The organism is Oribacterium sinus (assembly GCF_963537195.1).
Taxonomy (GTDB): domain Bacteria; phylum Bacillota; class Clostridia; order Lachnospirales; family Lachnospiraceae; genus Oribacterium; species Oribacterium sinus_A.
Genome location: NZ_CAUTEG010000014.1, coordinates 20,181 through 34,323 on the forward strand (window position 1 = coordinate 20,181; position 14,143 = coordinate 34,323).

Consider the following 14,143-nt stretch of genomic DNA (forward strand, 5'->3'; position numbering starts at 1 on the left):
CTTTTCTCCCCTACTCTATTCCTTTATGAAAATGTCCTCTGGTAAACTGCTTTAAAGGCCTTCCCTGAAAAAGCTCCAGGATTTCCTTCTCCGATTCCACCGTAAAATCAAAGCGAAAAGAAGAGGCGCCGAGCCTTTCCACTTCCTTTTCCAGCCCGATTAGAGACAAAACATCGCTATTGTAGATTTGGTTATAGCAGTATTTGCAATAGAGGCGAACCGGCATACTCTTGTTCTGCCTATCCTGTAAAGACACCACATTGTTTCCTCCGGTACAGCCATTTCTGGTTTTTTCTATACAGTTGGCACTGACCATCATAGGAAGGTGCCCGTAGCAAAGAAGCTCCGTGGAGATTCCTCTGCTTCTTGCCCATTCTGAAAAGGCCATATCCTCCTGAAAACGAAATTCAATGGGAAAACTCATTTCTTTTGCTCCCAAGGATTCCCATACCTCCATGGCAGCCTGATTATAGCTATAGAGGGTATAGTCAAAGCAGGTTGAAAACTGCCTATCCGGAAAATCCTGTAGCATTGCCACCTGATCCAGGGTGCGAAGAAGAAAATGACGGAAGCCTTCTTCATTTTTCGCCTCTTCCATCCAATCCTTCGGGCTTCTTCCCCTGTCTTCCCTTCTTTGAATTCTTCGAAAACGAAGTCCTGCCCATTTTCCGCTGTTCTGAATCTCCCCGCGATATTTCAGGAGCTCTTCCTCGGAAAAGGCCCCCTCATCCAGATAAATTCCTTTGATAAAAGGGAATTGAAGCACCGCTTTTAGCTGTTCTCCTCTTTCTATGGAAACCCTAATTTCCCCCAAGTCTTTGATTCCGTCTATACTGCCCAAGAATGGCCTCCCTCATTTTCTCTACACCGTCTCTCCGTAACTGATTCAGGAAAGAAAGGGGATAGAAAATATCTTCCTCCCCAAGAATCGAAAATTCTTCCAGGGAAAATTCCGTATTCCCCATCTTCTTCATTTGTTTTGTAATCTGTTCCCGGGAAAGCACCTTTTCCTTGGCCTTTTCAACAGGCTGGCTTCCTTCTACGGAAATGGAAAGTCCATCATCTCCCTCTAAAGTAAAATGGGGAACTTTGTCGTAGGACAAGTGCAAGCTTCCCTTTAAAGGAATCTTTCTTTCTCTCTCTTCCATTTCCTGCTTCAGCTTGAAAAGCACTTCTTCCTTTTCCTTTCGGAAGGGCTTTTCTCCGAAGGCAATCATATCTTCCCCGTTATGTTGTTCCAGATAGGAGCTGTAGCCTCCTCTATCATATACCTCTTTCAAAAGGGCTTTATCCTCCTCGGAAACCTGATAGGACCTTCCCTGAAGAGCCAAGTCCAGATATTTTCTGTAAATGGAAACCACCGTTCCGGTATAAAGAGCGGACTTCATTCTTCCCTCAATCTTTAATGAATAGGCGCCTGCCTCCAATAGCTCCTTCAAAAGATCCAGGGTAAACATATCCTTCATACTCAGATAGTTTCCCTTTTTCCCCTTACTGCTATAGCAAAGCCTACAGGTTCCGGCACATCTTCCCCGGTTTCCGGATCGACCTCCCAGAAGAGAAGACATGAAACAGGCTCCGGAGTAGCTATAGCACATGGAACCGTGAATAAAGACCTCTAACTCCAAGGGGGAAGCTTTGGCAATGTCGGAAATATCCTCCAAAGAACATTCCCTGGAGAGTACAACCCTTTCCATGCCCAGCTTTTCCATTAAGCCCACGGCTTCTTTGGTATGTACCGTCATCTGGGTGCTGGCATGAAGAGGAAGGTCCGGATAGGCCTCAGCCAACATTTTCCCAATTCCCAGATCCTGAATAATAACCCCGTCCAAGCCTGCTTCATAATAGGGATCCATATAGCTGAAAAGCTCTTTTCTTTCTCCCTCTTTAAACAAAGTGTTCAAGGTCATGTAAATTTTTTTCTTGTATAGATGACAAAAATGAATGGCCTCCAAAAGCTCATCCTCTTCCGATAAGGAAGACTTGGCAAAGGCTCTTGCGGAATATTTTTGTCCTCCCATATAAATGGCATCCGCTCCGGCAAAAACAGCCACCTTGCATACTTCCAAGGAGGCTGCCGGGGCCAAAAGCTCTGCTTCATAAAGCTTTTTTTCTTTTAAATTTTCTTTGTTTTGGATTGGCATCCTTACTTACTCCATCCTTAGCTATAGCCAAATTCGGAAGAAACGGCTTCTCTCTAACCCCCTAATTCCAATAGAAGATTACTCCTCTTTATTGCTTCCCTGACGAGAAGACTTTTCATGAGAAGTCTTTTCCTTTCCTTCCTTCTTTTCCAAAGCCAGAAGCTTCTTCTGGGTACTTTCCAATTCCTGTAACACCCCATCCAGCTTTAACTTGGTCTTTACCAAGTCGTGCTTATAGGAGTAGCTTTCACTTTTTTCCTGATCCAAAAGCTCCTGCATCTCCTCCACTTTCTTTCTTTCCTGAAAAAGCTCATCACAAATATTAATCTGAAGCAGAAGGGATCGAACCGATTCCTCCAGCTTATTATAATTCCACATTTCCTTACGAATGCTTTCAATTTTATGGTTCAAATAATCTGCCACATCATGAAGGTAAGACTCGGAATTCTCCCCACTTAGGACATAAATTTTTCCGTCAATAATGACTTGAATTGTCTTTTTATCTGCCATGTTCTCCACCTTTTCCTATGCTTCACTCAGTCCTAAATGTTGATACGCGTGTTTAGTTGCAATCCTTCCCCTGGGGGTTCTGTCTATCAGACCTTGTAAAATCAAATAGGGTTCTATCATATCCTCTAAGGTTCCCCGATCTTCTCCCAGACTGGTGGCTAAAGTCTCCACCCCCACCGGTCCTCCGGAAAATTTCTCAATCAAGTTCCAAAGATACTGTCTGTCATAGGTATCCAAGCCTAAGGTATCCACATCCAGTAAGTCCAAGGCATCCTCTGCCACCTCCTTGTGAATAACACCATTATACTTGATTTCCGCAAAATCTCGTACCCTCTTTAGCAAACGATTGGCAAGCCTTGGGGTACCTCTGGAACGAAGGGCAATGCTTTTTGCTCCGCCTTTATCAATAGAAATGGATAGTACCTTGGCACTTCGAAGGACAATCTCCTCCAATTCCTCTTCTTTATAAAACTCCATTTTCCCGATAATCCCGAAACGATCCCGAAGAGGGGCGGAAAGAAGTCCTGCTCTGGTAGTCGCTCCCACTAAGGTAAAACGGGGTAAGTCCAGGCGAATGGAACGGGTGCTGCTTTCCTTTCCCAGCAGTACATCTATGGCAAAATCCTCCATAGCAGGGTAAAGCACTTCCTCCACCTGTCGATTCAGTCTATGGATTTCATCCACAAAGAGTACATCGCCTTCGGAAAGGTTATTGAGAATCGCCGCAATTTCTCCCGGTTTTTCTATAGCCGGTCCGGAGGTAATCTTACAGTGAACGCCCAGTTCATTGGCAATAATATTGGAAATCGTAGTCTTTCCTAATCCCGGAGGACCGTAAAAAAGGCAGTGATCCAGACTTTGCTTTCTTTTCTTAGCCGCTTCAATATAGATAGACAGGGTTTCCTTTAACTTTTCCTGTCCGATATAATCTTTCAAAAATTGAGGTCGAATCTTAGGATCAAAAGATAAATCCTCCTTACTCTCCTCTGTTTGTATCAGTTTTCTTTCCATAAAAATCCCTTACAACGCAAACTGTTTCAGGCTAAGCCGAAGCAAATCTTCGGCGGACTTTTCCTCATAATTCGGAATCTTTGTAATCCATCTTTTTGCTTCTATTGCAGAATATCCCAGGGAGACCAAAGCTTCCACAGCTTCTTCCACCGCTACGGAAGTCGTAGTCGTCACAACAGCTTCTTCTCCGGAAAATGTAATATCCTCCTTAGGCACCTTATCCCGGAGCTCCACAATCAATCTTTCCGCAGACTTCTTTCCAAGTCCCGGAGCCTTCTGAATCTTCTTACTGTCATTACTGATAATCGCAAGAATCAACTCCTCCCTACTCATACAGGATAAAATTCCCAGGGCAGTCTTAGGGCCAATGCCGGAAACAGAAAGTAATTTGATGAAAAAATCCCTATCCCTTTCCTCCCAAAAGCCGAAAAGCTCCTGACTATCCTCTCGAACCGAAAAGTAGGTATGAAGAAGAATTTCCTCTCCCGTCTTAGGTGCTTTATCAAAAACAGAAGCAGGAATGCGAACCCCATATCCCAGTCCTCCTGCTTCTATTACCAACATATCCTCTTTTACTTCCCGTAAAATGCCATGTATAAATCGAATCATAATCTCTCCAATCCGCAATAGTCTAGCATAGATGCCTGATTTTCTCAATGGAGGGAAGGAAATTGCTTGGCTTTTTGTGAAGAAAAGAAAGACCTGAAACCGGGGGCACACTTGGATACCCCAATTTCAGGCCTAACTTGCCGAAAATCTAAACGTCTTATTTACAAACTTAAACCCAGTGGAAATTCTCTTTTCCGGCTGCCGCTTCAAAATGATACTTTACCAAACCGGAATCAATTCCCTGGAACTCGCCCTCTTTATAGGTGAACTGAACTTCATTTCCCTTACCCTTTAAATAGAAGGACTGACGATTATAGGCGGTAGGTGCCATCAAAGCATACTCCACACCCTCCTTAAACCAATCCGGTACAGTTCCTTCATAGCTGCATACCTCAAAATCTTCCTTGGAAGCATGAGGAGTACCCTGGGTCTCTCCATAACCGAGGGAAATCACACCATAAACAGGATGCTCAGGGCTTAATTTAGCAACAGCCTCCTTATTGAAGCTGGCACCTACCCACCAGGTATTTAAGCCTAGAGTCTGGGCATAGAGCATAATGTCTGCACTGGCATAACCAACACGCTCCTCCACGCCTTCCTTTTCATCTCCTGCCAATACGATGTAGTTCTTGGCATTTTTGGTAATTAATTTATCGATTAATTCTGCAAATGCAGCTCCATCCTCAGTTTTTAAGAAAAAATGCAGAGAATACTTCTGATTGCATTCCTGAATCCGCTCCTCTAAAGCCTTCACCACATCCTGAGGAATTACTTCATCCTTGTACTTACGAACCATATGTCGTTTTTCCATTGCTTCTCTAAGGGTCATCATAACCTCCTTTACCATAATCCGAAATTTCTCCTGAAAATAGGAATATCACTCATCTTTAGTATAGCTTTTTTCGCCTTATTGTCCAGTGATTCATCAAGGAATGCTCTTAATAAAAGCTATTCCGGAAAGGCTTTCCCCGGAAGAAGCATATGCATGATTCTTCCATGGCTTGGGTGCCTAATTCCTTATTCATATCTAAGGGCCACAATAGGATCTTCCTTTGCCGCCTTATTGGCCGGATAAATACCGAAAAAGATACCTACAATAGCGGAAAATACCACGGCAATCAGAATAATCCCCGGACGAATCACTACGGATAAGCCGAAGGCGGTAGCTCCCAAGGAAACCAGTCCCATGGCCAGCAAAACCCCAATCAAGCCTCCCAGGGCGGATAACAGAGCGGATTCCGTTAAGAACTGCACCAAAATATCTCCCGTACTGGCTCCCAAAGCCTTTCTGATACCGATCTCTCTGGTTCTCTCCGTAACGGAAACCAGCATGATATTCATAATACCGATACCGCCTACCAAAAGAGAAATGGCGGCAATACCGCCCACAGCTGCGGAAATTCCACCCATTACCCCATCCACCTGTTTCATTTCATCCTGAATGGAGGAAATATACCAATCGGAGGGCTGGCGGTTTTTTGCCTTAGAAAAATATGCTTTCAATTCAGTATTCAGCTGTTTCATCTCCAGGTCGGACATTCCGGTTTTTCCGTAGTATCGAATAACGGAAAAAGTACTGGACTGTGGGGAAAGCAGAGTCCAGGGCACAATTCCTTCTCCGTTCTTATCATCAGAACCCATTAAGAGTTTTTGAATAGGACTGATATCCTTTCTATATACCCCGATAATACTGAATTCCCGATTCTCTCCCAGAAGATCTGAACGAAAGCTTTTTCCGGTGACATTCACAGTACCATAGAGCTTCATGGCTGTACTCTCGGAAATCATAATCACCGCTCTTCTTTCCGCCACATCGCTTTTGGAGATATACCGTCCATTTAAAATCTGCACCGGCTGAAGCTTTTGATAAGCCGTATCCACTCCCTCAACATTGGTTTTTAAACGATTCAATCCATTCTTAATGTCTAAGGATCCGCTGGACATATTATCAATATAATCCAGCCGATCACCAAAAACTTCCTTCACCTTCTCCAAATCATCCATGGTAAAAAAATCACTGTCTCGAATTTCCTCCTGATCCATGTAAGGGTTAATCATAATGGCCGCCTGGGTCACACCTGCATTTTTATAAAGGTCGGAGAACATTTTCCGCATGGTATCTCCGATGGAAACAATGGAGATTACGGAACCGATTCCTATAATAATTCCCAACATGGTAAGGATAGAACGAAGCTTATTGGCTCGGAGAGAGCTTAAGGCCATTTTCATATTTTCAAGAAGCATGGTTCCCTCCTCTGTACATTCCTTCGAAGATTGTCAAATCTCTTACCGGAGTAGGATTCTCATTTTTGATATCGGAAATCAGTTTTCCGTCTGAAAAGCGAAGCATCCTATCCGTATAGGCGGCAATATTCTCCTCATGGGTAACCACCACTACGGTAGCTCCTGCCTTATGAAGAGCAGAGAACATTTCCATAATTTCAATGGAGCTGGCAGTGTCTAAGTTTCCGGTGGGCTCATCCGCCAAGATCAAAGGCGGTTCATTGGCCAGGGCTCTGGCAATCGCCACTCTCTGCCTTTGTCCTCCGGACATTTCATTGGGCTGATGATGGATTCTGCCGGCTAGGCCTACTTTTTCCAAAAGCATGGCCGCTCTTTCCGACCTTTGCTTTTGCGAACGAATATGAGCGTAAATCATGGGGATTTCCACATTTTTCAAAGCGCTCATACGACTAATCAAATTAAAACTCTGGAACACGAAGCCGATTTTTTGATTTCTTACCTTATTCAAAGTATTGGGCTCCATGGCTGCCACATCTTCTCCGTCCAGAAAGTAATTGCCAAGACTTGGTTTATCCAAACAGCCTAAGATATTCATTAGAGTAGATTTTCCGGAGCCGGACTGTCCCATAATGGCTACGAACTCTCCTCTTTTAATTTTTAAATTAATCTGATTTAATCCCAATACCTTCACCGCACCGGTATCATAGATTTTCACCAGATTGCGTAATTCAATTAAAGTATCTTCCATCTTTCTATCCTGTCTGTACTACAACCCCGGCTTCTTCCGGACTAACGGACTCTGAACCTTGGGCTTTGGGATCTACGGTTACCGGACTTCCCTCTGTAAGACTGGCATCAGGAGAAAGAATATAATTGCTTCCCTCTTTAAATGCGGAATCCTCTTTCACAGGTTTTACCTCCATGGAAACATCACTGGTAACTCCGGTAGTTACCGGAACAAAATGCACGGTTCCGTTTACAACAAAGGCCATTTTATTGCTTCCGTCTTCCCCGGTCATCACTGCAGAAATAGGTACCACATAAACATCCTTGGCTTCGGATAAGAGTAAATCCGCCTTAGCGGTAATACCGGAAAGCAATCCCTTTTTATCTCCGGTAATCTGTACCTTAATCGGAATAACTCTTTCGCTGGTGTTGGCATTCTTCTCTTCTCCTGTGGGGGAAATGGAAGAAACCACACCTTCTAAAGATTCTCCGCCTAAAATATCCGCCGTAATGGTGGCTTTTTGACCAAGATGTACCTTTCCGATATTGTATTCGGAAACCGCAATGCTGAGCTCCAGCTGATCCAGATTCTCTACGGTAAAGTCATATTTATTTTCTGTCGGGGTATCTGCAAATTCTCCCACTTTAATATTCACTCTGGTAATGGTTCCGGCTATGGGGGAGATTAAATCCGCATCAGAAACCTTACTTTCCGCCTTCTCCAGCTCCTGTTCCGCCGTTTTGATCTGTAAATCATAGCTGTCCGGAACCTGTACCGCCCCCTTAACCACCTTATAATTTGCCATAGTGGCCTTGGCATCCTTTAAAGCGCTTTCCGCCGCCTCATAGTCACTCTGAGGAATATCTCCGGTAGAGTAGAGACTGGATTTTCTCTGAAAATCCAATTCCGCATTTTTTAAGATTGTTTGATTTTTCTCATATTCCAAACGAAGATTTTTTTCTGCCTCGGTTTTATTGGCCTTTGCCAAATCCAGCTGAGTCTTGGCAGCTTCCAACGCAGTATTCACATCTGTTTTGTCTAAGCGTGCTAAAACCTGCCCCTTCTCAACCTTATCTCCCTCTTTCACCAGGATTTCCGTTACTTTCGCATGTAAGCCGGAAGTGACCTGCTGAGCATCCGTACCGGATACAGGTCCGGAGAGACTGATCTTTTCCTGTACATCTCCCTTCGTTAAAGCCTGTACACTGACCATGGTTCCCATGGGCTTAGCGGGAAAAAGAAGGCTCTTAGCCACAAATAATACGACTAAAACAAGGACTCCGATCAGAATCCATTTCAACTTTCCCTTTTTCTTCTTTTTGGGGCTTGCTTCCAGCAGTTTATTAATTTCCTGAGAAACATCCTGTCCCTGTTGATTCTCTTCCATTTCTTCTCCTTTAAAATGAAATGCGATAGCTCTCTCATAAACCTACTTCGCCTTTTACGATACTTTAGAATTAAACCTCATAAATATGAATGAAATGTGAAAAAGTAGACTGTTTTTTTATTTTTGTTATCCTTTTGTTTTTATTTTTCTTCCCTTGGAGTAAACTAAGTAATAAAAAAATGCTTCATAATTCATAATGAGTGTCCTACGCAAATCGTGGGATATCTCGTTAAACAAGAATACTATGTTTATCGGAGTCTCCCTATGGATATTATTAGAAAAGCACTTCCCTATCCTAAAGATTTCTTTTTCCCCTCTTTTCTTCCTGATAAAGAAGAGATTTTATTTTTTGATATCGAAACCACCGGACTTAGTCCGAAAAGTGCCCAGATTTATAGCATCGGATTGCTCCTTTTTAAAGCTTCGGAAATGGAGATTGTCCAGCTCTTTGCTAACAGTCTTTCAGAAGAAATTGAAGTCTTACAGAAGTTTCAAGAGTATTGCAACGCTAAGACACAGTTTATCAGCTTTAACGGGAAAGCCTTTGATACCCCCTTTTTAGAAAAAAGCTACAGCCAGTACGGCCTAAAAAGTCCTATTACAGGGCTTCCCCAGCTGGACCTTTTTAAAATGATTCAAAGCAGGAGAAAATTCTATCAGCTCCCCTCCTATAAGCTCAAAGAATGTGAACGCTTTTTGGGGATTCAAAGAGAGGATATCTATACCGGTGGTGAACTGATCTATGTCTATTTAGAATATCTGGAGCATCCTACAGAGGAGGCAAAAGCTCTTCTATTGCAACATAACTTTGAAGATTTGCTTTATCTCCCTTCCCTTTTTTCCTTTTTTGCCTACGAAGAGCTGTTCCAAGGAAAGGGAAGCTATTGCCGTGAAAAGTCAGAACTGCTATCGAAGGAAAATAAACTAAGGCTCTGTTTTCGTTTTGCTAAGTCGACCTTCCCTTCCGAAACGGAAGAAAATACTTTTAGGGATGAAGCACAAGAATATTCTCACAAGTCGACAGCAGAGAAAAACACATTCTTTTCCAAAGCAATTTCCCATCACTTTGAGGGCTTTCAGCTGGAAGTCTCCGGCCGGGAGGCTGTTTTGGAAATCCCCTTATTTTCCGGGGAAGCAAAGTATTTTTTCAAAAACTTTAAAGACTATGACTATATTCCCGCCAAAGACATGGCACTGCACAGAAGCCTTTCTGAGCTTTATCCTAAAGAAGAAAAGCAAAGAGCAAAGGCTGCTACCGCCTATCAAAAAAAGACAGGGCTCTTTCTCCCTGTCTTCTCCGATAGCTTTCCCAATCTTTTCCAAAAGGAATATAAGGAAAAGCAAAACTATATTCCCTTCACTCCGGAGCTTTTAATGAACAACTCCTTAATGGAGGAATATTTCTTAAGCTTTTTGCTGCATTTTTTCTAGCTTCTCATTAACAGAGGCAATCAAGCCCCCCTTATCAATCATTTCCTGCAAGAAGGGAGGGAATACCGCCATGGTATAGGATTTTCCGCTGCTTAGGTTATGAATCTTTCCTTCGGTAAAATCCACCTCCAGCTCCTCTCCTTCCTGAATCTCCTTCGCCGCTTCCGGAGCCTCCACGATAGCCAAGCCGATATTCAAGGCATTTCTAAAGAAGATTCTGGCAAAGCTTTCCGCAATGACACAGGAGATACCGGAATCCTTCAAGACCTGAGGAGCATGCTCTCTGGAGGATCCACAGCCAAAGTTCTTTCCCGCAATCAAAAGGTCTCCCTTTTTAATTTTCTCATGAAAATGCCGGTCTATATCCTCCATGGCATGGGTAGCCAGCTCCGCCTTATCCTGAATGGCCAGATATCTTGCCGGGATAATCACGTCCGTATCCACATTATCCCCATATTTCACACAATGACCTTTAGCTTTTTCCATAACAGCCTCCTATAGTCCTAAATCCGATGGGGATGCAATATATCCCAAAACCGCCGATGCCATAGCCACCTCTGGAGAAGCAAGGTAGATCTCCGAGCTGGCATCTCCCATTCTTCCCACAAAATTTCTGTTGGTGGTGGAAATACAACGCTCATTGGGCGCCAAGATTCCCATATAGCCTCCCAGGCAGGGACCGCAGGTCGGAGTGCTTACCACAGCTCCCGCCTCAATCAAGTCCTTAATATAGCCCTTCTCCATAGCCTCCAGATAAATCTTCTGGGTGGCAGGAATCACGATGCAACGAACATTTTCCGCAATCTTTCTTCCTCTGGCAATCTCAGCCGCCACCTTGATATCGGAAAGTCTGCCGTTGGTACAGGAACCGATAACCGCTTGATCAATGCTGATTTTCTCAAAGCTGCCGATTTCATGGGTATTTTCCGGTAAATGGGGAAAGGCCACCGTGGACTTAAGGGTAGAAAGGTCAATCTCAATGACTCTGTCATACTCCGCATCCTCATCTGCCTCATAGATATGATATTCCTTATTGGAATGAGCCTTTATATATTCCAGAGTCTTCTCATCCACAGGGAAAATGCCGTTCTTTCCACCGGCTTCGATGGCCATATTACAGATGGCAAAGCGATCGTCCATAGAAAGAGAAGCCACACCCTCTCCGGTAAACTCAATGGACTCATAGAGAGCTCCATCCACACCAATCATACCGATCAAATGCAGAATCAAGTCCTTTCCACTAACATGCTTTTGCAATTTGCCCTTTAATACCACCTTAATAGCGGTGGGCACCTTGAACCAAAGCTCTCCTGTAGCCATAGCCGCCGCCATATCCGTAGAACCCACGCCGGTGGAAAAAGCGCCCAATGCACCATAGGTACAGGTATGGGAGTCCGCACCGATGGACAGCTCCCCCGCTGTAATCAGGCCCTGCTCCGGAATCAAGGCATGCTCAATCCCCATGTTTCCTACATCATAGTAGTGCTTCAGTCCATGCTCCTTAGCAAAGTTTCTGCAAATCTGTGTACATTTGGCAGAGGTAATATCCTTATTAGGCACAAAGTGATCCATAACAAAGACTACCTTCTCCTTGTCAAATACTCCCTCTCCGTGAATCTTATCCAGCTCACGAATTGCCACCGGAGTGGTGATATCATTTCCGTGTACCAAATCCACCTTGGCTAAAATTAATTGTCCTGCCTGTACTTCCTCTAAGCCTGCATGCTTGGCCAAAATCTTCTGACTCATCGTCATTCCCATGGAAATCTCCTTACTTCCTAGCTAAACCGCCTGCTCCTATGTATTTTATAAAAGCAGAATTGCATTCTTCTTTACAGTGTAACAAAGCTACTGCTATAATTAAAATACATTTTTTAGATACTTATTATTCCCTTAAGTTATCTCAAAAAAGAAAGGATAAACATGGAACAGAACCTATCCACCTATCGGATATTTTATGAAGTGGCCAAAAGCGGAAACATTTCCAAGGCCGCAGAACAGCTCTATATTTCCCAGCCGGCGATTTCCAAAACTATCGTTCGCTTAGAGGATAGTTTAGAAATCAAGCTATTTAAAAGAAATTCCCGGGGCGTCAGCTTAACCGATGAGGGAAAGGTTTTATTTCAGTATATTAAGGATGCCTTTGCTCATATTCAAGAGGCGGAAGAAACCCTTCAGAAAATGAAGGACTTTCATATCGGTCATCTGGATATCGGTGCCAGCAGCACCCTTTGCCGTTTTATTCTTCTTCCCTATCTGAAGGCTTTTATGAAGGAGTACCCCAATATTCGTATCAGCTTGAAGAATCAGGATAGCGGAAAAACCCTCCATCTTTTAGAAGATCATCAGATTGATCTGGCTTTAGCCGCTCTTCCGAAAAAGCTTGGTATCAATCAGGAAATTCTGATGGAGCGGGAAGTGGAGGATATTCTGGTGGCAGCTCCTCAATATTTGCGTAATCTGAAAAACATTCGGGGAGAAGCCTTTTCCTTATTTCAGGATGCCAATGTTATGCTTTTGGAGGAGCAAAATCTCTCCCGGCATCATATTGAGAATTATCTGAAGGAGAATCAAATCTACTGCCCCCAGATTATGGAATTAAACACCATGGATCTTCTGATTGACTCAGCCAAAATCGGCATCGGTATTGCCTGGGTAATTCGAGATTTTGTGGAGGAGGATCTAAAAAATGGACAGTTGGTGGAAATAAAACTTCCCCAGCCTATAGAAAAGCGAAGAATTGCTTTTCTGTATAACAGCAAGAACAACTCTCCTTCCTTAGAGAGCTTTGTGGCTTTCCTGAAGAAGGAAAAGGTATAGAGAAAGGAAATATTATGGCAGAACAAAATCCATCTTCCTGCAACTCCAACTGTAGCAGCTGCTCATCCGGCTGCCCAAGTAAAAGTGCGGGAATTCAGAAGTTACCCTTAGCCCCCGGTTCCTCCGTAAAGAAGGTAATCGGCATCGTATCCGGAAAGGGCGGTGTGGGAAAATCCACCGTTTGCTCCTTACTTGCTTCCGCAATGAATAAGGCAGGCTACCATGTAGGAATTTTAGATGCGGATATTACCGGGCCTTCCATTCCTAAGGCTTTCGGACTGGCTCACGACGGCGTAGCGTTAAGCAGCGACGGAAAGTCCATGGTGCCGGAGAAAAGTGCAGGAGGCGTGGAAATCATTTCCACCAATCTGCTTTTGGAAAATGAAACCGATCCCGTAATCTGGAGAGGCTCCATGATTGCCAATGCGGTAAAGCAGTTCTGGCAGGAGGTAGAATGGAAGGATATTGATTATCTCTTCGTAGATATGCCCCCCGGAACCGGAGACGTCCCCTTAACCGTATTTCAATCCATGCCGGTGGCGGGAATCGTGATTGTCACCTCCCCCCAGGACTTGGTTTCCATGATTGTGCAGAAGGCAGTCCGGATGGCGGAAAAGATGAATATTCCTATCCTGGGAATCATTGAAAATATGTCCTACCTCCAGTGTCCCCACTGCGAGGAGAAAATCTCCGTCTTTGGAGAAAGCCATATTGAAGAGCTGGCTGAAAAAGAAGGACTGGAGCTTCTGGCAAAGCTTCCCATTGAACCGGGCAATGCCGCCTATATGGACGCCGGTGCCGTGGAAGCCATTGATACCAGTAAGACACTGGCTCATGCAGTAGAGGTGTTGAAGGAGATTTTGGAGTGATAAGCTTCAATATTGCTATTCTTTCGCTCCTATACCCTTTGAAACAGGGGCACGCTCTCGCTAACCTCGCCTTGACTGAGCAGTAGATTTGATATCTACTGCTCACTTTGCTTCGCAAAGCAAATTCCTTCGGAAGTTGGTCTTGTACAGGCCGACTTTTCTAATGAAAAGTCCGGCCTTGTAGCAGTTCTAAGCTTTTAAAAAACAAAAGCTAAGAACTGACGGGCTCAGATTGCCCCTTATTTCAAAGGGTATAGAGCGAAACATTCCTCATTGAAGCAAAAAAGGGAAAGCAAAAAATCAAGATAATAAAGAAATTTTCGGCAATATAGGTCTGAAAATCAGGGTAGTCTGCACCTATACTTGCAGGAATCCGACGAAGTGAAGAACA

General features: G+C 43.9%; 14 protein-coding genes. 3 read left to right on the top strand and 11 right to left on the bottom strand.

Annotated elements, in window-relative coordinates; translation table 11 throughout:
• Positions 1–10 precede the first annotated feature (10 nt).
• The 9 genes from RYL27_RS03105 to RYL27_RS03145 form a co-directional block, all read right to left on the bottom strand.
• Complete coding sequence (locus RYL27_RS03105; RefSeq protein ID WP_314965166.1) at positions 11–841, bottom strand: hypothetical protein; 831 nt, start codon at positions 839–841, stop codon at positions 11–13.
• Positions 801–2,144, bottom strand: a complete 1,344-nt coding sequence (locus RYL27_RS03110; protein ID WP_314965168.1) for a peptidase U32 family protein — start codon at positions 2,142–2,144, stop codon at positions 801–803. Before RYL27_RS03110 ends, RYL27_RS03105 begins: the two co-directional genes overlap by 41 nt.
• A gap of 78 nt (positions 2,145–2,222) precedes the next feature.
• The gene (locus RYL27_RS03115; protein WP_314965169.1) at positions 2,223–2,654 is read right to left on the bottom strand and encodes a cell division protein ZapA; all 432 of its coding nucleotides are present in this window, start codon (positions 2,652–2,654) and stop codon (positions 2,223–2,225) included.
• Between the two features lie 15 nt (positions 2,655–2,669).
• Positions 2,670–3,665, bottom strand: coding sequence for a Holliday junction branch migration DNA helicase RuvB (ruvB, locus tag RYL27_RS03120; RefSeq protein WP_183684499.1), 996 nt, complete (start codon positions 3,663–3,665; stop codon positions 2,670–2,672).
• 9 nt (positions 3,666–3,674) lie between these two features.
• Positions 3,675–4,274 carry a Holliday junction branch migration protein RuvA gene (ruvA, locus tag RYL27_RS03125; protein ID WP_314965170.1) on the bottom strand — a complete coding sequence of 200 codons (600 nt, stop codon included), beginning with the start codon at positions 4,272–4,274 and terminating at the stop codon, positions 3,675–3,677.
• Positions 4,275–4,443: 169 nt separating this feature from the next.
• On the bottom strand, positions 4,444–5,121 hold the full coding sequence (locus tag RYL27_RS03130; protein ID WP_314965171.1) for a nitroreductase family protein: 678 nt from the start codon (positions 5,119–5,121) through the stop codon (positions 4,444–4,446).
• A 170-nt stretch (positions 5,122–5,291) separates the two neighbouring features.
• Positions 5,292–6,518 carry an ABC transporter permease gene (locus tag RYL27_RS03135; protein WP_314669427.1) on the bottom strand — a complete coding sequence of 409 codons (1,227 nt, stop codon included), beginning with the start codon at positions 6,516–6,518 and terminating at the stop codon, positions 5,292–5,294.
• Positions 6,508–7,266, bottom strand: coding sequence for an ABC transporter ATP-binding protein (locus RYL27_RS03140; protein ID WP_314965173.1), 759 nt, complete (start codon positions 7,264–7,266; stop codon positions 6,508–6,510). Before RYL27_RS03140 ends, RYL27_RS03135 begins: the two co-directional genes overlap by 11 nt.
• A gap of 4 nt (positions 7,267–7,270) precedes the next feature.
• Positions 7,271–8,632, bottom strand: coding sequence for an efflux RND transporter periplasmic adaptor subunit (locus RYL27_RS03145; protein ID WP_314965175.1), 1,362 nt, complete (start codon positions 8,630–8,632; stop codon positions 7,271–7,273).
• Positions 8,633–8,896: 264 nt separating this feature from the next.
• Between RYL27_RS03145 and RYL27_RS03150 the strand changes: the two genes are divergently transcribed.
• A complete protein-coding gene (locus RYL27_RS03150) occupies positions 8,897–10,063 on the top strand; it encodes a ribonuclease H-like domain-containing protein (protein ID WP_314345709.1) in 1,167 nt (388 codons plus the stop codon).
• Here RYL27_RS03150 and RYL27_RS03155 read toward each other — a convergent pair.
• Both RYL27_RS03155 and leuC read right to left on the bottom strand, forming a co-directional pair.
• A complete protein-coding gene (locus RYL27_RS03155; protein WP_314345710.1) occupies positions 10,037–10,549 on the bottom strand; it encodes a 3-isopropylmalate dehydratase small subunit in 513 nt (170 codons plus the stop codon). The genes RYL27_RS03150 and RYL27_RS03155 overlap by 27 nt on opposite strands.
• A gap of 9 nt (positions 10,550–10,558) precedes the next feature.
• Positions 10,559–11,824 carry a 3-isopropylmalate dehydratase large subunit gene (gene leuC, locus RYL27_RS03160; protein WP_314345714.1) on the bottom strand — a complete coding sequence of 422 codons (1,266 nt, stop codon included), beginning with the start codon at positions 11,822–11,824 and terminating at the stop codon, positions 10,559–10,561.
• Between the two features lie 162 nt (positions 11,825–11,986).
• Between leuC and RYL27_RS03165 the strand changes: the two genes are divergently transcribed.
• Together RYL27_RS03165 and RYL27_RS03170 are read left to right on the top strand one after the other, a co-directional pair.
• Positions 11,987–12,883, top strand: coding sequence for a LysR family transcriptional regulator (locus RYL27_RS03165; RefSeq protein WP_183684492.1), 897 nt, complete (start codon positions 11,987–11,989; stop codon positions 12,881–12,883).
• Positions 12,884–12,897: 14 nt separating this feature from the next.
• Positions 12,898–13,752, top strand: coding sequence for an Mrp/NBP35 family ATP-binding protein (locus RYL27_RS03170; protein ID WP_314345718.1), 855 nt, complete (start codon positions 12,898–12,900; stop codon positions 13,750–13,752).
• The last annotated feature ends 391 nt before the right edge of the window (positions 13,753–14,143 follow it).